This is a genomic window from Streptomyces sp. NBC_01224, from assembly GCF_036002945.1.
In the GTDB taxonomy this organism is placed as follows: domain Bacteria; phylum Actinomycetota; class Actinomycetes; order Streptomycetales; family Streptomycetaceae; genus Streptomyces.
In genome coordinates, this window is the sequence record NZ_CP108529.1 from 9,333,442 (window position 1) to 9,355,223 (window position 21,782).

Here is a 21,782-nt window from a genome sequence, read left to right on the forward strand (position 1 = left end):
AACATTCGCATGATCGGCAGGGCAGTTCCCAGGTACGCGCCCCGTCCGCGCGCTCAGATTTTCGGCGGCCAGCACCCGTGGTCGACCGCGGGAAGCCCGATGTACGCGCGCAAGCCTGCGTGAGTGGCCGGAAGTCCGTAAGTGGCGAGGCTCTCGCCCAGGTCCCCCTCCGTGTTCCACCACCCTTCAAAGAGGTCGGCGAGGGCATACAAAAGCTGCTGCTGGGGGCGGGGGAGGTGCGCGTACGGTGGGCGGGGGTCGGGCAGGGGGCTAGGGAACAGGTCTGGCAGAACCGCTTTCGCCTTGGACGCCCTCTGCGACGTGCTGACGGACGGCAGGCAGGCGGCGACTGCGGCGCGTGAGGTGGGGGAGGGCGGAAGGGCGAGCAGAACGTCGGCGGTGTGACCGTGGAAGTCGCCCAGGCTGTAGTCGGTCGCGGGTACAGGCGCAGGGGCCGTGGCTGCGGCAGCGAGTTCGGCAACGGCCCGGTCGAGGAACGGACCGTCGAGTTCCGCGGCGGCGCTTCGGGCGGTTTGGGCGATGGCAATGGCGGCAGCCCAGCGTACGAGGCCGTCCTCGGCGTCCAGACTGGCGGTGAGGGTCCCCGGGAGAGCCGTCGTGCCGAGGATGCCGACAGCTACAAGCGAGGTGGCCTTGGCGACGGCATCGTCCTCGTGCGCAGCAAGGCCGAGCAGGAGGGGCAGGGAGGTGCCCGCCAGTTCGGGAAACCAGGTCAGCAGGTAGGCAGTCCTGGTTCGGACTCGGGGATTCTCATCGTCCAAGAGACCGTGCAGGGCTGGAAGTTCGGCAAGTACGGCGTTGTACGAACGCATCGAAGAGTCACGGGCATCGACCGGATTGCCGGCCGCCACCCAGTCCCGGATGTCTTGTAGCCTCCGGCGTCGCTGCTCGTCCTGCTCGGCGGCCAGCGCCTCCTCGTACAGCGGGAGGAGCTTGTCGGAAGAGTTGTCGGCGGCCTCTGCGCGCCAAGCGGCGATGTCGGCCCCGTCGATGATCTCGCGCTCCTCGTCCCAGTTGACCGCGAGGCCGGTCAGGAGCTCCAACGTGTGCTCACGCGCCGGATCCGGGCCGGCGAGAGCGATCCGGGCAAGGAACGGCACCGCGTACGGAGATGCCTGACAGCGGGTGCCCTGGTGCGCGAGATGATCGAACAGGCTGCTGACGGCCTGCTGTCGTGCCTGCTCGTCATCTCCGCACAGGGCGCGCAGTTGGCCGGGCACATCGGCGGCCGTCCCGTAGGCGTGGTTCAGGTTCGCCCAGTCCACTTCGTCCAGGCCGGTCAGCAGGTTGTCGTCCGCAGTGATCACGGCCGCATGATGTCAGAGTTCTCCGACATCGGTGCCCGGCCCCAGCGGGCGGGCCGTCGGAATCGGGCACCATGACCGGGTAGAACCCGGATCCCACCTTTTCCAGCACGTACACGTGCTCGCCGCCCTCAGCCAGCGAAACCCTTGATGATCCCAGCACGGGAGGGGACGGGAATGTATCCGCCGATGTCGTCCGTGTGTGGTCCAGCGCGGTCGGGAGGATCGATCATGATCGGCCGGACAAGTCCTAAGCGCGTCAAGCGGGTCAAGGCCCGCATGGATCAGCGAACCCGCGAACGCTTTCCGGCCCTGGAATCGTTCGCGAAAGCCGCAGCCGACCGCCACCGCCTGTCCTGCTTGGGGGCCCTCCTCGCCTGCCTCCGGGCAGCACCCTCACCGTCCGCAACGCGGTGTTCATCCGCACCATGAACGCTGCCGGCGCGAGCGCCCGCGACTCTGACGGAGTTCTTCTCTACTTCGACCGGGCTGAACACCGGGCGTTCTGGGCCTGGGTTGCGGTGGAGATCCTCCGCCACACCGGCGCCCGCATCGAGGAGATGCTGGAGATCAACCACCACGCCGTGATCCAGTACCGGCTGCCGACCACCGACGAAATCGTCCCCCTGCTGCAGATCGCCCCGTCCAAAACGGACCAGGAACGTGTCCTGCTCGTCAGCCCCGAGCTGGCCGACGTCCTGTCCACGGTCATCCGCCACGTCCGCAGCCCACGCACCGGCGCCATCCCACTCCTAGCCGCCTACGACTACGAGGAACGTGTCTGGAACCCGCCGACACCCCTGCTGTTTCAGTACGACCGCGGCGGTGAGAACACCCGCATGAGCGGCGAGCACATTCGCAGAGCGCTGAGCGAAGTCCTCGCCTTCATCGGCCTCACCGACTCAACCGGCCAACCCCTGGCGGTGATCAGTAGCCGGGTGGCGTCGGGGTAGTCCTGTCGGCCCTGCTGGTTCCACCATCGGCGGATGGACTCCACCGCGAAGGCCGCGGTGTTGCGATCGGTGCCCACGTTCACCCATCCGGTGTCCTGCCCCAGGTCGTAGATTCCGTACGGGATCGCGAACGGGACGCCGGGGTCCACGAAGTCGTGGTCCGGGGCGGTGATCGGCAACCCCTTGGGCCGGTAGGTGCGACCTGGCCGAGCGAAGTCGCCGATCGGCTCCTGACCCGCTCGGCATCCGTCAAGTCACCCCGCCCCATGCTGGAACAACGACCCACCGGTCAGACAGCCACATGATCGAGCGGGCAACCTCTAACGGGACACCTCCCTCAGGGCGTGCCGCTGCCCTGCCGATTACCGCCCGTGCGATAGCTCAACATCATCATGATGAGGCCGGTCAGCAGGAGCGCGCTGCCGCCCAGCGACCCCCACTTGCGGGTGTCGGGGTCGCTGAGCACCCAGAAGCAGACCTGCTGCCAGCACAGGGCGAAGGCACCCACCAACTGGCCCCACCCGTAGAGGCGAGGGCGGCGGACCGGCCGCCGGTTCGTGGGAAGCACCCAGCCACGCGTAATCCCCGCTACGCCGGAGGCGGCGATGAGCAACGCCAGCAGAACAACAGGCATGGCGACGCAGAGCTTCATGGTCCCTCCCTGCGCACCGGACCCGCGCCGGACGCCCGCGTGATCATGACACCCGCCGCGCTGCGCGTCCACGCGCTTCCCCGCAACCCTCGTGATCGGCGGGACAGGTCCTAAAGCAGCCCCTCCGACATCGAGCCGCCGACGACCTCACCGACGGCACGGCGGGGGCTCTGGAGGCCCTCCCATTTCTGAGGTGTGTTTGGCGACAGTGTCGGCGCAGGGGGCGCCCGGCCCTACTCGATCGCCTGGAGCAGGGTGCGCAGGGCGTGGTCGAGGGTTTCGCGTTCGTCGGGGGTGAGGGCGGAGAGGAGGCGGGATTCGTTGGCGGCGTGGTCGGTGACCGCGGCGTCGACGACTGTGTGGCCGCGGGCGGTGAGTGCGACATGGAAGCTGCGGCGGTCGGTGGGATCGAGGCGGCGTTCCACCAGGCCGTCCGCCTCCAGGCGGTCCAGGCGGTTGGTCATGCCGGCGCGGGAGAGCATCAGGGTCTTCGCGAGGGCGGACGGGATCAGGGTGTACGGGGGCCCGGAGCGGCGCAGCGCGGCCAGGACGTCGAACTCGCCGCGGCGCAGGCCGTGTTGGGCGAAGACTCCTTCGAGGGCGGGGGTGAGGAGGAGCGAGAGCTGGCCCAGCCGTCCGAAGACCCCCATCGCCGACAGGTCCAGGTCCGGCCGTTCCTTGTGCCACTGGTCGAGGATCTGGTCGACCGCATCTCTGGGGCTCCTGCGCGTCTCGGCAGTCGCGCTCTGTTTGGTCACGTCTCCCTTGGTCACGCCTCCATCTTATTCGACGGCTGATAGTTAGCTGTCGTACTATTCGATGGAGAATTACTTCTGTCGATCCGTTCCCGGCTCGTGTCCGGGGCCGGATGCGGTTCTATGAATGGAGGGGCTTATGTCCCTGATCACTCCCAATGTCCAGGGTGGAATTCTGGTCCGGGATGCCGAGGCCGAGGTGCTGGGCAGGGCTGAGAGCACCGTGCGGCTGTTTGCCGACGCCAGTACCACCGGCGGGGCCCTGAGCGCCCACCGGGTGACTCTGACCGCGGGCGCCGACGGAGCCTCACCGCACCACCACGCCGGATCCGCCGAGCTCTTCTTCGTGCTCGGCGGCCGGCTTCAGGCGCTGACCGGGGACAGTGTGATCACTGCGGACGAAGGGGACTTCCTCCTCGTGCCGCCAGGACTGCCGCACGCTTTCGCCGCCGAACCCGGTGCGGACGCTGACGTTCTGATCGTCATCACCCCGGGCGTCGAGCGCTTCGACTACTTCCGGCTGCTGGACCGTGTTCGCAAGGGCACGGCTGATCCACAGGAAGTCCTGGATTCGCAAGAGCGCTTCGACAACTTCTTCGTGGAGAGTGCCGCGTGGCGGCGGGCCCGTCAGCGTTACTGATCGCTCGATCGTCTCGGTTCGAGAGGCACGTGGTTCGCCGAGCGCGACGATGTCGCCGCGCCCGGCGAGTTCTTCGCTGAGGCGCGCGTTTCATGGTGCAGGACGGCGATCACGTGGCCGCGGCGTCGAGGTGGCCCTGGAGCTGATTCCACTCGCGTTTCAGGTCCTTCACCTGGCCGCGCAGGTCGCTGAGTTCGGCGGGCCTGGGGGCCGGCGATGCGGGCTCCAGTGGCGGCCGTCCGCTGGAAGACGGCCTCTGCGAAGGCCCTCGCCGAAGCGGCGCTCAGCATGGACTCGCTGGAGCGGGCGAAGAACTTCCTGCCCTGAAGGCTGGAGGCCGCAGAGGCGGTGATCGGGCAGTTCATCGAGGCCGAGCGGAGCGGGCAGGCCGACGACCTGGCCGTGGCCGAGGTCGCGCAGCTGGCCGGCGTTGACGCGCAGATCGGAATGGAGGTCGGCGACGGCCATGCGGTGGGCTGGCTGCGCCGGAACCGGGTGCTGCTACCAGGCGTCTCGGTCCTGGCGCGGCAGGTGGCCGAGGTCCGCGCGATCGCGGAGAAGCGGCTGCACACCACGGTCGCCAGGGCCGCCCGCCGCGCGGATGCGGCTCTGCCCGGGGACCTGGTGGCCACGCTGAAGACGCCGGAAGGCAAGCGGTACTCGTACCTGGAGACGCTGCGCCGGCCGCCGACGCGGACCACGGGCACCGCGCTGAAGGCCGCGCTGTAGCGGGTCGATGACATCTTCTCGTTCCAGCTGGGGCGGGTGAAGCTGAACAAGGTGCCGCCGAACCGGCTGGCGGCGCTGCATGGTACGGGATGGGTACCAGGGCCCCGAAGCTGGAGCGGACCAGCGAGCCGAAGCGCACGGCGATGCTCACGGCGGTGATGCGCCACCTGGAGGCGAAGGCGATCGACGACGCGCTGGATTTGTTCGAGCTGCTGATGGCCTACACGCTATCTGTCGACTGGCCCACCTCAATCCGGTGAACCTATGCGGTCAGAGCGCTTTGGGGGGCGTGTGTCACCGTGAGGCTCCGTCCGGGCGGGCGGGGGAGCGGCCCCGTACGCCACCTGCCGTAGACTTATCAGGGAACCTGAGTCTTGCCAGATGTCCAGTTCAGGTGGGCCCTGCGAGATCGATCCCGCCAAGGGCGGCGGGATTGGTGTTTCCTACGGCTCCCGCCATCGTGGGCTCTCTCTCCAATGAGCGGAAGCCTCTGCCTCGCTTTATATGCGGTGGAATCCCCTCCGGAAGGACGTGGGTCAGATGAGCCACCCTGTGAGCCAGGTGCCCATCAGTGACATCACAGTGGCCGCCTCGGCTGTGCGCTGGATTTTCCCCGTCGGCATAGTAGTGGTCGTAGTCGCTGTTCTGATTGGCCTCGTCTGGTGGGACACGCGCCGTCGGTCTCGAGCACGACAGCAGGGACCACGAGCCGAGCGTGCCTCCCGAAGCCGGCCGACTTTGAGGGATGCAGATGATTTCGGGGAAGGTCTCAGCCCATATGAGCTCAACCGGCCCTCTTCGCCAAGGGACGCACGCAAGGATGACAACGGTGGGGCTTTCGGCAGTGGAGGACCCGGCGGCTGACGGCTCGGCGACATCGGCGGCACCTGACGAGATCATCGCGCGTTCAAGATCTACTTTCGATACACGCGCTAGCTAGTAGACCGTCGCAGCTAATTTTTGGGATAGAGGTGGCGCAGTTTGATGCGTGCGTCGTGGGTGGTGAACTGCCAGTCCACGTGGCGTTGTTCGGTGTTGGTGGCGTTCTGCCAGGCCGAGAGTTCAGTGTTGAGGATGTCGAGGTCGCCGATCCGGCGGTCGAGACATTGCCGGGTCAGCGCGGAGAGTTCGATCTCGGCGATGTTGAGCCATGACCCGTGTTTGGGCGTGTGGTGGATCTCGAGGCGTTGGGCCAGGGCGAAGGCCTCTTCTGGTTCGAATGCCTCGTACAGTGAGGCGATGCCGTGGGTGTTGAGGTTGTCCATCACCAGCACCACGGCCTCGGCGTCGGGGTAATCCACGCTCAGCAGCTGCTTGACCTGGCCGGCCCAGTCGATCCGGGTCCGCTGGGACAGTGCCTGAACTCGACGCCACCCGCGCAGGGGTTCGACCCACACGAAGATCGAGCACGTGCCGCAGCGGATGTACTCGCTGTCCTGGCACGCGTCGTGACCAGGGCGGGCCGGGAGCGGGTCGCGGGCATGGTCGAGGAGCTGGTAGGGCTTCTCGTCCATGCACACCACCGGACGTGCCGGGTCATAGGGCCGGGCGTAGACGGCCAGCACGTCTTCCATCCGGGCCGCGAACTCCGCGTTCGCTCGTGGTGGGATGGTCCAGCACTTCTTCAGGTGAGGACGCAGTTCCGTTTTTTTAAGACCCGCCCGATGGTGGAGTGGTCCAGATCGGGGATGTCCTCGACCAGCGCGACGTGCTTCTCCAGCAGCCGCAGTGACCACCGGGCATGGCCTTGGGGTGGCTGTGAGCACGCCATCGCAATCAGCCGGGCTTCGACCTCACCAGTCACCGGCGAGGGCACCGGTGGGAGGTCGCGCTTCTTCCGCGCGATCGTGGCGTGAACATCGCCACCGGTCTCGGCGAAACGCTTGGCGACCAGCCGCAACGTCTCACCGGAGACGCCGAGCCGGGCCGCGATCACCTCCTTGGGATCCGCCTCACCCGCCGAGGTATCCAGCGCAAGCAGTACCCGCGCACGCATGATCATCGAGGCCCCACGAACACCTGTCGTGGTCACCCGGACCAACTCCTCGCGATCCTGCGCGGTCAACCTGACCGGCCGCTTCTTCTGCGAACCCACAACAACAGTCCTATCTGGCAAAGGGGAAGGAATCTGCCAGACACCAACCTCCCAGTCAGGTGCACCATAACTAAGCGGCGACACGCTACTAGTGCCGGATCAGGCAACGTTTGCCCTGTAGTTCGCGGCGCGCTGACCGATTTCCGCGCGTAGACGGGGCAGTCCGTGCACGTCGCGTCACGCGTCTCGTCGTGTGCGAATGAGTGTGTCGAGTCGCTGCCATGCCGGGGAAGAGGCGTTGACCGTGCTCTGAATGAGGGCGGGAATCTCGGAGGCTGCATTCAGCGCGGGTGGTTCGTCGGGTCCGTAGCGTTCCCGGGTCGCCTCGGCGATTCGGCGGGCGAGGTCGTCGATGCGGGGATCGTCGGCGGCGCGGTCGTGCGCGTGGTCGTAGTCGAGGAAGAGCTGTCGTAGCGCCGGGTCGGCCAGGGTCTCGGCCTGGTCGTGGAACAGGGTGATCGCGCGGTCTGGGTGGGTGGCGAACACGAGGATCCACAGGTCGCGTTGCAGGTCCACCCAACGAGGGGTGAATCCCCAGCGGGCCAGGTGCTCCAGATGGGCACCGACCTCGGTGGGCAGCGGTGCCAGATGCCCGGCGGCGAGCTGGCGCAGGCGCCCCTGCGTTGCCCGCAGACTACGAATGCGGTCGGCGAGCTCGTCGTCGATCTCGCGCAGCGCCTGCTGGAACTCGTCGTTGGTTGCTGATTTGAGGGCCCGGATACGGGCCAGGGGGACGCCTGCTTCGACGAGGTCATTCTCGTCCGGGACTGGGACCGCTCGTGGGTGGTTCAGGCAGCCAGTCGCGGGTCGGGTCGTACTCCAGCCATCGGCTTCGCCCTGCTTCCTCAGCGCAGGCGGCGGCGAGGCCGTTCAGCCCCGGGTGTCCGTTTCCGGAGCGCCACAGCAGCGACCAGGCGTACAGCGGCGCGGGATCGACCAGGGGGACGGAGCGCAACCCGGGGACCTCCGGCAGTGGCACATCGGCAGGCACCAGCGAGAAGCGTCGCGGCTCTTCCGCCACCTCGGCGAGGAAGTGGGCGAGCCCCAGGTTGACGCTCGTGGCCCTGTTCGGGATGCCGAATCGGTCGGCGAACCGGTGGAGGAAGTCGAGCCGGTCCAGCGAACCGGGTGCGCACAGCACGCTGTCGCGCAATTGGTCCGGCCGCAGAGCCGGTTCGGCTGCGAGCGGATGATCCGCGCTCAGTACAGCGTCCACCGGTTCGAGGCGGACGAGGCGATGTGCCAGCCCGGCGGGCAGCGGGGGGTGGACCCGACCGAAAGCCGCGTCGATATCGCCGTGCAGCAGTGCCGTCGTCACCGACAGCAGATCACGCCCATGCCCCAACGCCAGCTCCCCGACCCGGCCGGCAACCTGGGCCAGCGTCCGCATCGGCGCGTAGAGGTGCCCCCAGACGTCTACGCGCAGCGGACGATCCTTCCCGCACACCGCCGAGACTGCGGCGTCGGCGGCGGCCACGTCTGCCGGGCCGGCGGGAGAAAACGCTGTCCGGCCTCGGTGAGGCGTACCCCGTTGCCGCCGCGCTGGAACAGCTCGGTGCCGAGCAGGGATTCCAGCCGCGCGATCCTCTTGGAGAGCGCCTGCTGGGAGATCGCGAGCGTCCCGGCCGCCCGACCGAAGTGCAGTTCCTCGGCGGTGCGCACAAAGGCACGTACCTGCGCCACGTCGAGATCCATGGCTCCCACCATAGGTGACAACCGAAAGTTGTCGGCTTTGCTTGTTCGTTGTTGGATCGCGGGGCGGCCGCGGGGATTGCATCCTCTCCATGCAAAGACTCATTCCCACGGGAGAAGCGGCGCGCCCGGTCGCCTTCGCCGAGGTTCGCCAGCCCGTGCCGGATCCCGGTCAGGCACTGATCAAAGTCAAGGCGTTCGCCCCGAACCGGGGCGAGACATTCCTTCTCGAACATCCCCGGCCGGAGCTGCTGCCCGGCAAGGACATCGCAGGGCCCGTCGCACAGGCGGCAGCCGACGGCTCCGGCCCCGGCATCGGCGCCCGCGTGGTCGGGCACCCGGCGCAGGGCGGCTGGGCCGAGTACGCCGCTGTGCCCACGCACTCGCTCGTGGCGCTCCCGGACAGCATCGACAGCGCACGGGCGGCGGCTCTGCCCCTGGCCGGGATCACTGCCCTGTGGCTGCTGCGTACGGCCGGTTCCCTGGCCGGCCGACGGGTGCTGCTGACCGGCGCGTCAGGTGGCGTCGGCCACTACGTCACCGAGCTTGCCGTTGGGGCCGGAGCTGAGCTGACCGCAGTGACGGCCACGCCGGTGCGCGGCGAGGGGTTCACCGGCTGGCTGCGTGGCCCTTCCGACGCGCCGGGGACCGTGGTCGTCGTCCCCGGCCTGGACTCGGCCAAGGAGGAGTTCCTCGATCTGGTGTCCGCGCTGCTGGCCAAGGGGCTGGCGGTGTTCGCGATGGACGGTCCCGGACAGGGCGTGCTCGCGGCCACCACGACCTTTGTGCCGGACTACGAGCGGGTTGTGGGCCGGGTCATCGACGCCCTCGGCGCCGCACGCATCGGGCTCGTCGGCCTGAGTCTGGGCGGCTATTTCGCGGCCCGGGCCGCGGCGCTCGAGCCGCGCGTGGCGGCCGTCTCCACCGTCAGCGGCCCCTTCCGCCTCGATTGGGAGGAACTACCCCCGCCGGTACGGGACATCATGGCCCGACGCGCCGGAGGAGCTGACGCCGCCCGTGAGTTCGCACGCCACGTGGACCTTGCCGCACTGGCACCCCGCATTGCGGCCCCGCTGCTGGCCGTGGACGGTGACCAGGACGTCATCCCCGGCGTGACGAACGGCGAGCCCCTGGCCCGCATGGTGCCGCACGGCACCTACCTGTCCGTCCCACACGGCGACCACCTCCTTGGTAACGCGCGGCCCGACTGGCTGCCCCACCTCAGCGACCACATCACGCACACCCTGACGGGAACTCCAGCATGAACCTGGCCTGCTCCCGTTCTCAGGGGCAGGTTCTCGGCGTCTGACCCGGATCCTTCCCCAGGCGCCAGCCAAGCGGCCAAAGTACCGTTTCCACCCGTGCGGCCGCTCGGATCGTACGGCTGCGCAGGGTGGCCAGGCGTAGGCGGGCTTGCCGGCTTCGCGCGACCTGGGCGTGATTGACCTGGTGGCGGGCGGTGGCGTCGTATCCGGACTACCGGCTGGCGGCTTGAGCCAGGCTGGTGGTGTGTTGTCCTGGCTGGATGGTGTGGACGCTGAGGACGGGGTCCAGTTCGGGGACGAGGGTCTTGGCGGCGATTGCCACGAGATGGGCCGGTGCGGAACCTTCTGTCGCAGCACGTGCATAGCGAAGATCCGCCCGCGAGTTGCTGTTGTCTGGCGTAGCTCGTCGTGCAGGTTGTCGACTGCCGTTCGCGTCGCCATCCTCCGGATGCGGGTCCGGTAGTCCGATTCCCACGCGCCTGTGACCGCTGACACCACCCCGATCGAGTGCAGCCCGCCATCAACGCGATCGACGATATGTGCGACATCCCGTGAGTTCTCCTGAGCCCCGTTGAGACGCCGCCCCCGTGGCCAGAGGCTTCTCTCTCTTTGGAGTGCTCTGCACGCCTGTGACGCAACTTCGGGATTCCTGAAGCGCTCTCATCTCTTCTGACCGATCTGCGGTCCGAGTGAATGTGAGGAGGCGCGGCTTGTGGGCGCTGACAGTGGTGCAGGACCTGCGCGAGTACAGGGAGCCGGTCTCGGCGGAGGAGCTGGAGCAGTTCGAGACCGACGTGCTGGCCGGGTTCGTCTGGCCAGGGCCTCGGCCGGGCTACGGACGGCACGATCCACGGTGGCGTCGGGTATGGGAACCGGTTCGAATGCCAGCGGTCTTGAGTTATGGTGCCGCTCCGGACCTGGAGTCAGCCGCCGTGTACAGGCCTGCGAGGGCAGCGGTCAGACCTGTTCGAAATGGAACGCCTTGATGAAGCAGTCGCGGGGCTGAGCGACTGCGAAGAGGATGCACTCCACGAGCGACTGCGCCCATGAAGGCATCCCTGGCCTCGCGCGGTGTGGTCTCCCACTCCTCGGAGAGCGGATCAGCGTTGTCAAAGTCTGGCGGGTAGAGCGAAATCACCCGGACCCCTCGGGGTCGCAGGCGCTTGGAGGGGGCGTTCTTAGCCGCGTAGAAGGCGTCGTTAGCGTCCGCGCGGTGATGGCCAGCCGTCCCGCGGGCGGAGACCATGGTCACTACATCCGGCTTGTTCGATTTGAGTAGCGGCGAATCTCATCGCGGACACTCAGCGGCAGCGAGACTGCGTGTGGAGAAGAAGACCTCGCGTCAAGATCCGCGAGCCGGATGGCCAGGGTTCGCCCGAAGTCGCGGCCGACGGCGGTGATGACGACGCGGTGGCTGTCGAATCTCATGTTGACGTTCCTCGTTCATGGATCCGATGTTTCGGTGAAGTGCGGCGGCTGACGAGCGGGACGGCTTGAGTGGTGAGATGGGTGATGTGGGGCGGTACGGGGACGTGCTCCGAGAGCGCCGGGTCCGGTTCCGGTTCTCCCCATTCCGTACGCATGGGGAGAACGCCCGCCCATAGGCCCAGTTCGGCGTCGGGTCCGTCGCCGTCGTCCGGCGGGCCGGTGCGCACCTTGACGGAGGCCTCGTCGAGAGGGAGTGCCAGCAGTGAGGTCGCCGCGAGTTCCTTGCGGTTGGGGAGGCGTGCGTAGCCCCACTGGCCCGCGGAGGCGTGCTCGGTGAGGCAGCGCAAGCCGTAGAGCTTCTCCTCGGGGTCGGTCACGGCTCGCGGTATGCCGTAGATCATCGCGCTGCGGTAGTTGACCCCGTGCTCGAACACCGAGCGCGCCAGCACGAGGCCGTCGACGTGCGTGACGGTCAGGCACACCGGCGCGTTCGGCGCGGCGAGCAGGCTCCGGCTTGCCACCGAGCCATGAAAATAGACAGTGCTCTCATCCGCTCCGTACACGGTCGGGACCACCATCGGGGCGCCGTCGACGACCACGCCGAGATGGCACAGGAACCCCGTGTCCAGGATGGCGTCGAGATCCGCCCGGCTCCGGCTGCCCTGCTCCCGCAGGCGTCGATGGCGGGTGCGCTCCGTGACGGGCAGGAGGGTGCCTAGTGTCTCCTCAGTCATGTTGGTAGACGCTATCGATGTTGGCGATTTCAAGCCACTGATCTGACGATATTCGTTGAGAGTGACGTGTTTAACAACGAATACTGTTGCCCGGGTTAGGCCTGGCGTCGAACCCCTGGCCGCGGCCAGGGGTTGAGGAACGCGCGAAGCCTTCGCGCGGGCCCGTACTCCCGTTCGCAGGACGCCACCGGCTGCTCGCTGTTCACCTGGGCCAAGCGGGCAGGTCTCATCTTCCGCAACCCGACACACGGCCAGCCGGAATCAAGGTCGGCCAGTACGAGTACGGCGTGCTGCAGCCACTTCTTCCCGACCAACTCGACCGGACCCGCGCAGGGCCGGCCCATGGGTTGACCGCGAACCCACGGGTCTATCCCTCGGAATCGGAGCAATGCCCCCTCGGGTTCATGCTGAAGAGCCTTCAGTTTCCGCAAACTCACGGGTCTCCAGGCCCCGGAGTCCTAGCCCAGACACCAGCCGCAAAGTAGCGATCAGGACTTCGTGGCCGCGGTCTTCTTGGGCTGTCGGGGCACGGTCTTGGTCTTGTCGAGGTGCCCGTACGCCGTCGACCTTGGCACGCCGAACATGTCGGCGATCTGCTGGACGGTCTTCTCCCGCTCGTCGTAGAGCCGTTGGGCGAGCGTGGCCTGGTCCGCGGTGAGCTTCGGCCGGCGCCCGCCGACCCTGCCGCGGGCGCGCGCGGAGGCGAGCCCGTCGTTGGTGTGGGCCACGATCAGCTCGCGCTGGAGCTCGGCGAGCACGATCAGCATCCCGAACATGGCCCGCCCCTCCATGGTGGAGGTGTCGATGCTCTGCTCGATCACGTGCAGCCCGATGCCGCGCTCGCCCAGGTCCGCGCCGAGGGTCGCCGGGTGCAGCACCGAGCGAGAGAGCCGGTCGAGCCGGGTGACCTTCAGCGTGTCGCCCTCGCGCAGCAGCTGGAGCACGAGATCGAGCTTCGGCCTGGACGCCTTCGCGCCGCTCGCGGTGTCGACGTGGATGTAGTCGCGGTCGACGCCGGTCCGCAGCAGGGCGTCGATCTGATGATTGGGGTTCTAGTCGGCGGTCGAGCCCCGTGCGTAGCCGATGAGCATGTGTCGGAATCTATCGGCCGCACCGTTCAGACCCGCGTTAAGCCTCCGTTGCCCCCGGAGGGTGGCTGATGGGGCGTCAGGCGCACTGTCACGGGAAGCGAGTGCGCCCCGCGTGACATGCCCGTGAACGTCCGGGCGTGTCCGGATCGATCAGGAATCGAGAAGCGCGGTTCACGGAGTCGCCTCTAGCCTGCTCACCATGGACATCACTATTCACACGACTTCTCTTCCGCACGACGACCCGGACGCATCGCTCGCCTTCTACCGCGACGTCCTCGGCTTCGAGGTCCGCAGCGATGTCGGGCAGGGCAGGATGCGCTGGATCACGGTCGGCCCGGCCGGTCAGCCGGGCACGTCGATCCTTCTGGCGCCGCCGGCCGCCGATCCCGGCATCACCGAGGACGAGCGCCGCACGATCACCGAGATGATGGCCAAGGGCACCTACGGCTGGATCCTGCTGGCCACCCCGGACCTCGACGCCACGTTCGAGAAGGTGCAGGCCGGTGATACTGAGGTCGTCCAGGAGCCGACCGAGCAGCCGTACGGCGTCCGCGACTGCGCGTTCCGCGACCCTGCGGGCAACCTGGTCCGCATCCAGGAGCTGCGCTGAGCTGTGCGGGTATCGATGCGGCCGTGCGGGCCGACATCGCGACCACCCATAAGGAACGCGGCGGCGCACCAGAGCGGAAGTGCCTGCCCTGCCGGTCGCCCGCCAGAGCCGCGTCCGGGTCCTCGTTGAACCGGTCATGAGCCCGGACTCCGTCCCGCTGCTGTCCGACAGTTGCTCGACCGGCTGGTCGAGTCCGGCGGGCCGGTCCGCACCCCAGACGCTCGAAGACGTCGATGGAAATGGAAGATGAAAGACAAAGGGGAGGGTTCTCATGTGTAAGCCTGAATGGCGGCGTGCTCGCGTCCAGGCGCAGCGCCTGGCTGATCTCGCGCGGCTGCGCCGCGTCCGCGACCGGATCGACAGGGAATACGCGCAGCCGCTGAACGTGGAGGCGCTCGCCCGTGATGTGAACATGTCCGCCGGGCATCTCAGCCGGCAGTTCCGGGCCGCCTACGGTGAGTCGCCGTACGCGTACCTGATGACGCGTCGCATCGAGCGGGCGACGGCGCTGCTGCGGCGGGGCGACCTCAGCGTCACCGAGGTCTGCTTCGCGGTCGGCTGCGCGTCGCTGGGCACGTTCACCACCCGCTTCACCGAGCTGGTCGGCATGCCGCCCGGGGCCTTCCGGCGCCAGACGGCGGATGCGGCGGCCGACCATGCCGATGCTGCGGGTACGGCCCGCGATGCGGGGTCGGCGATCAAGGTGGAGGGGATGCCGGCGTGCGTGGCGAAGCAAGTCTCCAGACCGGTCAGGAATCGAGAAGCCCCGGCCGCCGCGCAGCCCCTAGCGTGATGGTCATGGCAACCACCACTTCCACCGCAGCCAACACGTCCCTCGCGTCCGTCACCCTTGAGGTGGCCGACCGCGAGGCCGCCCGCCGCTTCTACAGCGCCTTCGGCGTCGACACGTACATACGCCTGCGGGCGTCCGAGGCGCACTCCACCGGATTCCGCGGCTTCACCCTGGCGCTCACGGTATCCGGGCCGGCCACCGTCGACAGCTTCCTCGGCGCCGCCGTGGACGCCGGCGCCACAGTGCTGAAGCCCGCCGCGAAGTCGCTGTGGGGCTACGGCGGCGTCGTCCAGGCCCCGGACGGGACGATCTGGAAGATCGCGACCTCGGCGAAGAAGGACACCGGCCCCGCCACCCGCGAGATCGACGAGATCGTCCTGCTGCTCGGCGTCGAGGACGTGAAGGCCACCAAGCAGTTCTACGTCGGCCGGGGCCTGACCGTGGCCAAGAGTTTCGGTGGCAAGTACACCGAGTTTGCCCCCGGTCAGTCCAGCCCCGTCAAGCTGGCGCTGTACAAGCGCCGTGCCCTTGCCAAGGACCTCGGCGTCCCCGCCGACGGCACTGGCTCGCACCGCATCGTCCTCGGCAGCACCGTCGACACCTTCACCGACCCGGACGGGTTCGCCTGGGAGGCTGCCGCGTCACTCGCCCCGACGCCGTCCTGACTCCCGCCCCGCCTCACCGTATACGAGAGGAAACCTGCCATGCCGTCCACGAAGTCGCCCGCCGAGGACTCCGGCACGACCACCGAGAAGTACAACGGATTCACCGCCGAGGAGCGGGCCGCGATGAAGGAGCACGCACGCGAGAAGAAGGCGGCGGCGCGGCGCGGTTCGTCCCGGGCGGAGAAGGAGGCGGCGGCGGAGCGGGACGTGCTCGCGAAGATCGCCGAGATGCCGGAGGCGGACCGCGTCCTCGCCGAGCGGATCCACGAGATCATCAAGACCGCGGCTCCGGACCTCGCGCCCAAGCTCTGGTACGGAATGCCCGCGTACGCCAGAGACGGCAAGGTCGTCTGCCACTTCCAGAGCGCGGAGAAGTTCAAGTCGAGGTATGCCACGCTCGGCTTCAGCGACCAGGCGGCACTCGACGACGGCGCCATGTGGTCGACCGCCTACGCCGTGAGGGAGCTGACCGCGGCCGACGAAGAGCGCATCAGCGTGCTTGTCAAGAAGGCGGTGGGCTGAGGCCGGCCGGGGCAGAACCAGCGGCGAAAGCGACCGAGCCGTGGAAGATGTCCACACGCTTGGCACAACGCGTCGCCACGGCCCGGCTGGTTCCGCAGGAAGGCGAGCCGGAACGCGTCAGTTCTGCCCTCCACCGACGCGCTCAGCCCGGCAATGCTGAGGCGGACTCGGGGGAGCGTGGCCGGGGCACACTGACCGAAAGCCCCAGGTCGAGCCGCTTGTCCATGTCGAGCCGGAACGTTACGTACGGGTTGATGTTCGACCAGAACAGCGCGGTCAGCCCACGCCGGTCCTCGTCGCTCAGCTTCTTCGCCCAGGCCGGTTCGGCGAGCACCTGCTGTAGCAGCAGGGTGTTGATGCGCACGAGACTGCTCTGGAGCAGGTGCAGGGCGAGCATCGAGGTCTCGGCGTGCTGCTGTCCGGGCCGGTCAGGGCGCCATCCTTGCCGTAGTGCAGCACGGTGTTGGCGCTGTTCCAGTTCTCCACGATCTGGAGGCCGCCATGGATCTCGCGGCGCAGGCCGGGGCTGGCGAGGTAGTCGCACGCGAAGATCGTGCGCACCGCGCGGCCCAGCTCTTCGAGGGCCCGGTAGGTGGGGTGTTTGGGGCCGCCGCGGGTGAAGCGCCGCAGTACCTGTTCCGCCTCGGCTGTGCCCAGGCGCAGGGCGGTGGCGTACCTGACCATCTGGTCGTACTGCTGGGCGATCAGGTCCCAGCGGATCGACCTGGTCAGCGAGCCGCCGAGCGGCGGCCAGCCGGGCGGGTCGTCGTCGGGCCGGTACAGGCGGATGCTGCCGATGTTCTTCAGCCTCGGCAGTAGGCGGAATTTGAGCAGCTCGGTGAAGACGAACCCGACCACGCTCGCGCCGTGTGTGTCGACGTAGTTCGACTCGATCTCGGCGTCCGTGCAGTGCCGCAGCAGGCCCTCGATCGTCGCCGCAACCTCGGACGACGAAAAGGACTTGAGCTGGGAGTAGATGCAGACGTTCTTCCGCTCGACGTGCCAGTAGATCATCACGCCGTTGCCGCCGTAGCGGGTGTGGTACTCGGTCATGAAGTTCGAGGACCAGGACCCGAAATTCTTCGAGTCCGAGGCGCACGCTGTGCCCTGTCCCGGGGTCCGAGTAGGAACGGAACAGAAACCCGGCGTAGCTGTCAGAATTTTTGACGGGCCGTGAGCAGCGCTGCCAGGGTGGCCGGGTGAGCGACGCCCCGACGATCGGTTTCCTGAAGGCGGACGTGGCGCGGTTCTGCGCCGGTCTGGATGAACTGGCCCCGGCGATCCGGCTACGGCTGCTCGTGCAGTTGCGGGCCGTGCTGGCCGAGGTGACGGATGCGGCTCTGGATGCGGGCATGGCTGCGGCGAAGGCGGAGGGCTGGGGGCTGCGGCAGATCGGCGGCCAGGTGGGCCTGTCGCACGAGAAGGTCCGCTACCGGCTCGCCCAGAGCGCGGGCAGGGACGAGCCGGCCGGGGAGCCGTCCTAGATCGTGGTGGTTTTCTCGGGCTTGGCGGCGGAACGGAGCTGTCCGCCCTGGACCTCGGCAGGCAGGGCAAAGCGTGTAGCAGTCGTGGATCTCCTTATCTGGACACCTTCGAGTGACGCTGAACCGACGCCGTGGCGGTAGAGGTACAGGTCTCGTTGGGCCATCCGAGGGCGGGCTCGGGGAGGTCGGCGTGCGGGTGGTCAAGGAACGCGATGGCAGTGTTGTAAGGCGAGTGCGGTTGGTCGATGGTGATGGTCAACCGGTCGCCGCGGCCTGCCGGTTCCTGGATCACCTGGTCGACCGGGGCTTCTCGCCGCACACGATCTGCGCGTACGCGTACGACCTGCGGCGGCTGTTCACCTTCGTTGCCGCTGAGGGCATGGACTGGCGTGAGTTCCGGGGCCCGGATGCCTTGCGGCTGCTGGCATTCCTGCGGCAAGCACCGTCGCGCCGCCCCGCCCAGCGGCTCGGCCTGACAGCCGTGGTCGGCGGCCCGGAGACACCGGGGAGCCTGCTCGCACCGGCGACGGTGAACCAGATCCTGGCCGCCGTCTCCAGCTTCTACGACTGGGCGGTGGTCGCCGAGGAGTACGACGGCGACTCCCCGATGCAAAAGCGCCTTGACCCGGCACTTGCCCGGGTGCCGGACCGGCATCAGCCGTTCATGGGCCGCGCAAGCCGTCAGCAGCCGACGCGCCGCACGGTGACGGTCAAGCAGCCGCGGCGACTGCCGCGCCCGGTGGACGAGGTGGTGCTGGAGAAGTTCATCGGCAGCCTGAAGCGGCTGCGGGCTCGCACGGCCACGGCTTCCCTCAACGCCGACGCCCGGGGCCCGCCCGAGGGAACCGCCACCCCGCGCCCCGACGTCCTCGCCACGTACCAGGCCGACGCTGCGGCCGGGCGGTGACAGGCCCGGACCGCCGCGCCAACGGTCGTGCGGCCACCACCAGTTACCGCCGCATACAGCCGGGCCTTCCAGACGATTCATGGTTCGGTCAGCCGGTTCGGCGGGAGCGGGCCAGCCAACCGAGGGTGACGGCGATCAGGCCGACCAGCATGGCGACGTAGGCGCCGCCCAGCCCGTTGCCGGTGCCGAGACCGCCGTCGGCGGTGGCCGCGACCGACCCGCCGACGACCACGGCTATCAGACCCGCCACGAGAGCCGTGACGGCCCCGTTCCGCCGGGCCCAGGTGCCGATGTGACCCTGACCGGTGGGGCGGGCCAGGGCCAGGCTGCCGTTGACCGCGCCGAGGAGACCGACCAGTGCGGCCAAGGAGGATCCGATGCGGCCGGCGCTCAGGGTGTAGACGCTTGCGGCGACCGGCTGGACAGAGGGGTCCGCGGCCGCCGGTTCGGCGAGCACGAGACCGCTGATCAGAGCGGCTCCGGCCACGGCAAGCACAGTGCGGACTGACATGAGGTGCTCCTTATCCTCACGGGAACTGGATCACCCGAGCATGTCCGCCTGACCCGCCTCCGGTCGTCCGGCGGACGCAGACACTTCGCGCTGCCGCGGACGCCGCAGGCGCCGCGCACGTACTGCTTACGTGGTATCCGATCACTCGTCCGTGAGCGGGACTCGCCCGAGGCCGCACCCGGCTAGGGTGCGCGCATGAGCACAGGATGGTCCGGTGTCCCGGCCGGTGTGAGGGACTGGGCGATCGCCGTCGGCGTGGCGGCGACGCTGCTGGTCACCGGCCTGTCCGAGCGGTACTCCGGCACGGGCCTCGCACTGCTCGGCTGCACGCTGCTGGCGGCCGGCGGCCTGGCGCTCGTCTGGCGCCGCCGGACTCCCGTTCCCGTCCTGGCCGCCACCGGGCTGTGCGCGGTGGGGTACCAGGCGGCCGGTTTCGACGTGCCCGCCGTCGCGTTCCTGTTCGCGGTGTACGCGGCCGTACGGGAGGGACACCGCAGCGTCACCGTGGTGGCGAGCGTGGCCGTGCTGGCCACGCTCCCCCTGGCGGCCCTGGCCTCGGGCCTGCACGACACGGGCGAGGCGTTCGCGCAGGCGCGCAGTGCCCTGGAGATCGCCTGGCTGATCGCTGCAGGCGCCGCGGGTGAGGCGCTGCGGCAGGCCGAGCGGCGGGCGGACGAGGCCGAGCGAACCCGGGAGGAGACCGCGCGGCGCCGCGCCGACGAGGAGCGGCTGCACATCGCGCGGGAGTTGCACGATTCGCTCACCCACCAGATCTCTGTCATCAAGGTGCAGTCCGAAGTCGCCGTCCACCTGGCTCGCAAGCGCGGTGAACAGGTACCGGATGCCCTGCTGGCGATCCGGGAGGCCGGTCGTGAGGCAACCCGGGAACTGCGGGCGACCTTGGAGGCGCTGCGCGACGACGAGACGACCCTGCCGCACGGGCTCGACCACGTCCCAGAACTGGTGGAACGGTTCCGCATGACCGGCCTGGACGCACGTTTGACGATCGAAGGACAGCGACACGACGTGCCGGCCGCGGTGGGCCGGACCGTCTACCGGATCGTTCAGGAGTCGCTCACCAACATCGCCCGTCACGCGGACGCCGCCACGGCGTCGGTCCGGATCGACTGCCGCCCGGACGTCCTCGCGATACGCATCGATGACGACGGCAAGACCGCGCCGGACACCGCCCCGACGCCCGGCATCGGGCTGCTCGGCATGCGCGAACGAGTCACCGCCCTCGGCGGTCGGCTGCGCGCGGAACCGCGCGGCGAGGGCGGCTTCACCGTCCAGGCCGAACTCCCCGTGGAGCAGACGTCGTGATCCGTGTCCTGCTGGTCGACGACCAGCCGCTCATTCGCAGCGGATTCCGTGCGCTCCTCGACCTCGAAGACGACATCGAGGTGGTCGCCGAGGCCGCCGACGGGAAGGAGGGCCTGGCTCTGGCCAGGGAATACCTGCCCGACGTCGCTCTCATCGACATCCAGATGCCGGTCATCGACGGCATCGAAGCGACCCGGCGCATCGCCGCGGACCCGACCCTGGCCCGGGTGCACGTCGTCATCCTGACCAACTACGGCTTGGACGAATACGTCTTCAACGCGCTGCGCGCCGGCGCGGCCGGATTCCTCGTCAAGGACATCGTGCCGGAAGACTTCCTGCACGCCGTACGCGTCGCCGCGCGCGGCGACGCCCTGCTCGCACCCTCGATTACCCGCAAGCTCATCAACAGGTACGTCACCCAGCCGCTCAACACCGGCACCGACACGGCGCTGGAAGGGCTGACCAACCGCGAACGCGAGGCAGTCGCCCTGGTCGCGCAGGGCCTGTCCAACAACCAGATCGCCGACCGCATGGTGATCAGCCCGATGACCGCGAAAACCCACATCAACCGGGCCATGACCAAGCTCCACGCCCGTGACCGCGCTCAGCTTGTAGTCCTCGCCTACGAATCCGGCCTGGTAACCCCACGCAACTCCTGACATCCACGGTCCGGGCCCAGGCCTGCCCGCCGGTGGTCCTCCTACTGAAGGGTCTGTAAAACGAACGGCCCTGTCTCGCATTCGGTGGTGACGGAGCGTGTCGCTAGCCGAGGAGGATGCGGTGGCGAAGAAGGGTGAAGCCTGCGCGTCCGTGCATCTGGCGTGCGATCGGCTTGGTCTTGGTGTTGACGCCCTCGGTCGGGCCGTTGCTGTATGGGAGTGTGAGCGCGGCGATCACAGCGTCGAGGTCTCGCTCCAGGCCCCGGGTGAAGGCGTGCAGATGGGGCAGATCGGCTGCGCGGTCCTGGTGATCCAGAGCTCGAGCGCGTCGGCACTTCCTGGGTGAGGCTTCAGAAGCTGGGCGAAGGTCCGGATGCGGGTGGCCAGTTGGGTCATCTCGGGGCAGGCGGCGGTGAGCCGGGCCAGAAGGTCGTGATGTTCGGCCTTGAGGTTGTCGGGCTTGCTGAGCAGCATCCGGGCGAGTCTGCGTGCGGAGATGTGGCTGTGGTCGGCGTCCGCGCGGCCTTGGTTGATGTGTTTGTGCACGGGCGCTCATCACGTTGTGGACCCTCGCCGGGCGGGCAGAGCACTCTGAGGTGCGCAGCAATCACTCTGGCTGAGGAGGCTCAGCCCCGCGTCGCGCCGGTGAAACGACCAAGGCCACCCCTGTACGCCAGGAAGGGCAGAGGGTGGCCGCACCCGACAGGTGCGCCACCCTCGTGGGCGCCGCGCTGGAAGACGCGAGAGCCCCGTCCCTGTTCCGTGGTGCAGCCACAACGCCAGGGGAGCTCCGGACCGCAGGGACCGGAAGCAGCGTCGGTAGGAGAGTGTCACTGTGCATCGCGCGTCGCAACGGGCCATGGCCAAAAATGAATGAAAGTTCCGCGCCTTCCTGCGCTGAGCTGTGCCTCTTTCCAGGAGTGAACTTCGCTCGACCACCCGTTCGCCT

Annotated in this window: 22 protein-coding genes and 5 pseudogenes; 13 read left to right on the forward strand and 14 right to left on the reverse strand. The window is 68.4% G+C overall.

Annotated features, from left to right (window positions below):
* Nucleotides 1-53 precede the first annotated feature (53 nt).
* Entirely contained in the window at nucleotides 54-1,328 is a 1,275-nt protein-coding gene (locus OG609_RS42555; protein WP_327277648.1) for a hypothetical protein, read from the reverse strand.
* A gap of 425 nt (nucleotides 1,329-1,753) precedes the next feature.
* On the opposite strand from OG609_RS42555, the gene OG609_RS42560 reads away from it, so the two are divergent.
* Nucleotides 1,754-2,278: a hypothetical protein gene (locus tag OG609_RS42560; RefSeq protein WP_327277649.1), complete on the forward strand. Its 525-nt coding sequence runs from the start codon at nucleotides 1,754-1,756 to the stop codon at nucleotides 2,276-2,278.
* Here OG609_RS42560 and OG609_RS42565 read toward each other — a convergent pair.
* From OG609_RS42565 to OG609_RS42575, 3 genes and pseudogenes are all read right to left on the reverse strand, one after another.
* Nucleotides 2,245-2,511, reverse strand: a pseudogene (locus tag OG609_RS42565) (ISAzo13-like element transposase-related protein); the annotation flags it as partial. The gene OG609_RS42560 and the pseudogene OG609_RS42565 sit on opposite strands and share 34 nt — an antisense overlap.
* A gap of 104 nt (nucleotides 2,512-2,615) precedes the next feature.
* The gene (locus tag OG609_RS42570; protein ID WP_327277650.1) at nucleotides 2,616-2,930 is read right to left on the reverse strand and encodes a hypothetical protein; all 315 of its coding nucleotides are present in this window, start codon (nucleotides 2,928-2,930) and stop codon (nucleotides 2,616-2,618) included.
* 233 nt (nucleotides 2,931-3,163) lie between these two features.
* Nucleotides 3,164-3,703 carry a MarR family winged helix-turn-helix transcriptional regulator gene (locus tag OG609_RS42575; RefSeq protein ID WP_327277651.1) on the reverse strand — a complete coding sequence of 180 codons (540 nt, stop codon included), beginning with the start codon at nucleotides 3,701-3,703 and terminating at the stop codon, nucleotides 3,164-3,166.
* A gap of 121 nt (nucleotides 3,704-3,824) precedes the next feature.
* Between OG609_RS42575 and OG609_RS42580 the strand changes: the two genes are divergently transcribed.
* Together OG609_RS42580 and OG609_RS46595 are read left to right on the forward strand one after the other, a co-directional pair.
* Nucleotides 3,825-4,325: a cupin domain-containing protein gene (locus tag OG609_RS42580; protein ID WP_327277652.1), complete on the forward strand. Its 501-nt coding sequence runs from the start codon at nucleotides 3,825-3,827 to the stop codon at nucleotides 4,323-4,325.
* A gap of 465 nt (nucleotides 4,326-4,790) precedes the next feature.
* Nucleotides 4,791-5,284: pseudogene (locus OG609_RS46595) on the forward strand (Tn3 family transposase); the annotation flags it as partial.
* Nucleotides 5,285-6,007: 723 nt separating this feature from the next.
* On the opposite strand, the gene OG609_RS42595 reads toward OG609_RS46595, so the two are convergent.
* The 3 genes from OG609_RS42595 to OG609_RS42605 form a co-directional block, all read right to left on the reverse strand.
* Nucleotides 6,008-6,790 (reverse strand): IS630 family transposase, encoded by a 783-nt coding sequence (locus tag OG609_RS42595; RefSeq protein ID WP_327277655.1) that lies wholly within the window; start codon nucleotides 6,788-6,790, stop codon nucleotides 6,008-6,010.
* Nucleotides 6,679-7,119 (reverse strand): helix-turn-helix domain-containing protein, encoded by a 441-nt coding sequence (locus OG609_RS42600; RefSeq protein ID WP_327276862.1) that lies wholly within the window; start codon nucleotides 7,117-7,119, stop codon nucleotides 6,679-6,681. The genes OG609_RS42595 and OG609_RS42600 overlap by 112 nt, the downstream gene beginning before the upstream one ends.
* 207 nt (nucleotides 7,120-7,326) lie before the next feature.
* The gene (locus OG609_RS42605) at nucleotides 7,327-7,665 is read right to left on the reverse strand and encodes a MerR family transcriptional regulator (protein WP_327277656.1); all 339 of its coding nucleotides are present in this window, start codon (nucleotides 7,663-7,665) and stop codon (nucleotides 7,327-7,329) included.
* Nucleotides 7,666-7,704: 39 nt separating this feature from the next.
* On the opposite strand from OG609_RS42605, the gene OG609_RS42610 reads away from it, so the two are divergent.
* Nucleotides 7,705-7,854, forward strand: coding sequence for a hypothetical protein (locus OG609_RS42610; RefSeq protein ID WP_327277657.1), 150 nt, complete (start codon nucleotides 7,705-7,707; stop codon nucleotides 7,852-7,854).
* A gap of 46 nt (nucleotides 7,855-7,900) precedes the next feature.
* On the opposite strand, the pseudogene OG609_RS42615 reads toward OG609_RS42610, so the two are convergent.
* Nucleotides 7,901-8,844 (reverse strand): annotated as a pseudogene (locus OG609_RS42615) (LysR family transcriptional regulator).
* Between the two features lie 89 nt (nucleotides 8,845-8,933).
* On the opposite strand from OG609_RS42615, the gene OG609_RS42620 reads away from it, so the two are divergent.
* Complete coding sequence (locus tag OG609_RS42620; RefSeq protein ID WP_327277658.1) at nucleotides 8,934-10,106, forward strand: alpha/beta fold hydrolase; 1,173 nt, start codon at nucleotides 8,934-8,936, stop codon at nucleotides 10,104-10,106.
* 1,251 nt (nucleotides 10,107-11,357) lie between these two features.
* Here the strand turns inward: OG609_RS42620 and OG609_RS42625 are convergent.
* The 3 genes from OG609_RS42625 to OG609_RS42635 form a co-directional block, all read right to left on the reverse strand.
* Nucleotides 11,358-11,534, reverse strand: a complete 177-nt coding sequence (locus OG609_RS42625) for a hypothetical protein (RefSeq protein WP_327277659.1) — start codon at nucleotides 11,532-11,534, stop codon at nucleotides 11,358-11,360.
* Nucleotides 11,531-12,268, reverse strand: a complete 738-nt coding sequence (locus OG609_RS42630) for a pyridoxamine 5'-phosphate oxidase family protein (RefSeq protein WP_327277660.1) — start codon at nucleotides 12,266-12,268, stop codon at nucleotides 11,531-11,533. Before OG609_RS42630 ends, OG609_RS42625 begins: the two co-directional genes overlap by 4 nt.
* 488 nt (nucleotides 12,269-12,756) lie before the next feature.
* Complete coding sequence (locus OG609_RS42635) at nucleotides 12,757-13,305, reverse strand: recombinase family protein (RefSeq protein ID WP_327278373.1); 549 nt, start codon at nucleotides 13,303-13,305, stop codon at nucleotides 12,757-12,759.
* A 253-nt stretch (nucleotides 13,306-13,558) separates the two neighbouring features.
* Here OG609_RS42635 and OG609_RS42640 point away from each other — a divergent pair, with 253 nt between their 5' ends.
* From OG609_RS42640 to OG609_RS42655, 4 genes are all read left to right on the forward strand, one after another.
* On the forward strand, nucleotides 13,559-13,969 hold the full coding sequence (locus OG609_RS42640; protein WP_327277661.1) for a VOC family protein: 411 nt from the start codon (nucleotides 13,559-13,561) through the stop codon (nucleotides 13,967-13,969).
* A 271-nt stretch (nucleotides 13,970-14,240) separates the two neighbouring features.
* Nucleotides 14,241-14,762 carry a helix-turn-helix transcriptional regulator gene (locus OG609_RS42645; protein ID WP_327277662.1) on the forward strand — a complete coding sequence of 174 codons (522 nt, stop codon included), beginning with the start codon at nucleotides 14,241-14,243 and terminating at the stop codon, nucleotides 14,760-14,762.
* On the forward strand, nucleotides 14,762-15,427 hold the full coding sequence (locus OG609_RS42650; RefSeq protein ID WP_327277663.1) for a glyoxalase: 666 nt from the start codon (nucleotides 14,762-14,764) through the stop codon (nucleotides 15,425-15,427). The genes OG609_RS42645 and OG609_RS42650 overlap by 1 nt, the downstream gene beginning before the upstream one ends.
* 39 nt (nucleotides 15,428-15,466) lie before the next feature.
* Nucleotides 15,467-15,949, forward strand: coding sequence for an iron chaperone (locus OG609_RS42655; RefSeq protein ID WP_327277664.1), 483 nt, complete (start codon nucleotides 15,467-15,469; stop codon nucleotides 15,947-15,949).
* Nucleotides 15,950-16,091: 142 nt separating this feature from the next.
* Here the strand turns inward: OG609_RS42655 and OG609_RS42660 are convergent.
* Nucleotides 16,092-17,062, reverse strand: a pseudogene (locus OG609_RS42660) (Tn3 family transposase); the annotation flags it as partial.
* Between the two features lie 86 nt (nucleotides 17,063-17,148).
* On the opposite strand from OG609_RS42660, the gene OG609_RS42665 reads away from it, so the two are divergent.
* Nucleotides 17,149-17,433 (forward strand): hypothetical protein, encoded by a 285-nt coding sequence (locus OG609_RS42665; protein ID WP_327278433.1) that lies wholly within the window; start codon nucleotides 17,149-17,151, stop codon nucleotides 17,431-17,433.
* A 232-nt stretch (nucleotides 17,434-17,665) separates the two neighbouring features.
* Nucleotides 17,666-18,340: a site-specific integrase gene (locus OG609_RS42670; protein WP_327277665.1), complete on the forward strand. Its 675-nt coding sequence runs from the start codon at nucleotides 17,666-17,668 to the stop codon at nucleotides 18,338-18,340.
* 88 nt (nucleotides 18,341-18,428) lie between these two features.
* Here the strand turns inward: OG609_RS42670 and OG609_RS42675 are convergent, their stop codons facing one another.
* A complete protein-coding gene (locus OG609_RS42675; RefSeq protein ID WP_327277666.1) occupies nucleotides 18,429-18,851 on the reverse strand; it encodes a DUF6223 family protein in 423 nt (140 codons plus the stop codon).
* A 195-nt stretch (nucleotides 18,852-19,046) separates the two neighbouring features.
* Between OG609_RS42675 and OG609_RS42680 the strand changes: the two genes are divergently transcribed.
* Both OG609_RS42680 and OG609_RS42685 read left to right on the forward strand, forming a co-directional pair.
* On the forward strand, nucleotides 19,047-20,174 hold the full coding sequence (locus OG609_RS42680) for a sensor histidine kinase (protein ID WP_327277667.1): 1,128 nt from the start codon (nucleotides 19,047-19,049) through the stop codon (nucleotides 20,172-20,174).
* Nucleotides 20,171-20,833, forward strand: coding sequence for a response regulator transcription factor (locus OG609_RS42685; RefSeq protein WP_327277668.1), 663 nt, complete (start codon nucleotides 20,171-20,173; stop codon nucleotides 20,831-20,833). Before OG609_RS42680 ends, OG609_RS42685 begins: the two co-directional genes overlap by 4 nt.
* 103 nt (nucleotides 20,834-20,936) lie before the next feature.
* Here OG609_RS42685 and OG609_RS42695 read toward each other — a convergent pair.
* Nucleotides 20,937-21,379 (reverse strand): annotated as a pseudogene (locus OG609_RS42695) (transposase); the annotation flags it as partial.
* Nucleotides 21,380-21,782 lie beyond the last annotated feature (403 nt).

Excerpts from the sequence above, each read along its gene's own strand:
- OG609_RS42560 (WP_327277649.1), top strand. The coding sequence starts at position 1,754 with ATGAACGCTGCCGGCGCGAGCGCCCGCGACTCTGACGGAGTTCTTCTC.
- OG609_RS42570 (WP_327277650.1), bottom strand. The coding sequence starts at position 2,930 with ATGAAGCTCTGCGTCGCCATGCCTGTTGTTCTGCTGGCGTTGCTCATC.
- OG609_RS42580 (WP_327277652.1), top strand. The coding sequence starts at position 3,825 with ATGTCCCTGATCACTCCCAATGTCCAGGGTGGAATTCTGGTCCGGGAT.
- OG609_RS42610 (WP_327277657.1), top strand. The coding sequence starts at position 7,705 with ATGGGCACCGACCTCGGTGGGCAGCGGTGCCAGATGCCCGGCGGCGAG.
- OG609_RS42620 (WP_327277658.1), top strand. The coding sequence starts at position 8,934 with ATGCAAAGACTCATTCCCACGGGAGAAGCGGCGCGCCCGGTCGCCTTC.
- OG609_RS42625 (WP_327277659.1), bottom strand. The coding sequence starts at position 11,534 with ATGAGATTCGACAGCCACCGCGTCGTCATCACCGCCGTCGGCCGCGAC.
- OG609_RS42630 (WP_327277660.1), bottom strand. The coding sequence starts at position 12,268 with ATGACTGAGGAGACACTAGGCACCCTCCTGCCCGTCACGGAGCGCACC.
- OG609_RS42640 (WP_327277661.1), top strand. The coding sequence starts at position 13,559 with ATGGACATCACTATTCACACGACTTCTCTTCCGCACGACGACCCGGAC.
- OG609_RS42645 (WP_327277662.1), top strand. The coding sequence starts at position 14,241 with ATGTGTAAGCCTGAATGGCGGCGTGCTCGCGTCCAGGCGCAGCGCCTG.
- OG609_RS42650 (WP_327277663.1), top strand. The coding sequence starts at position 14,762 with ATGGTCATGGCAACCACCACTTCCACCGCAGCCAACACGTCCCTCGCG.
- OG609_RS42655 (WP_327277664.1), top strand. The coding sequence starts at position 15,467 with ATGCCGTCCACGAAGTCGCCCGCCGAGGACTCCGGCACGACCACCGAG.
- OG609_RS42675 (WP_327277666.1), bottom strand. The coding sequence starts at position 18,851 with ATGTCAGTCCGCACTGTGCTTGCCGTGGCCGGAGCCGCTCTGATCAGC.
- OG609_RS42680 (WP_327277667.1), top strand. The coding sequence starts at position 19,047 with ATGAGCACAGGATGGTCCGGTGTCCCGGCCGGTGTGAGGGACTGGGCG.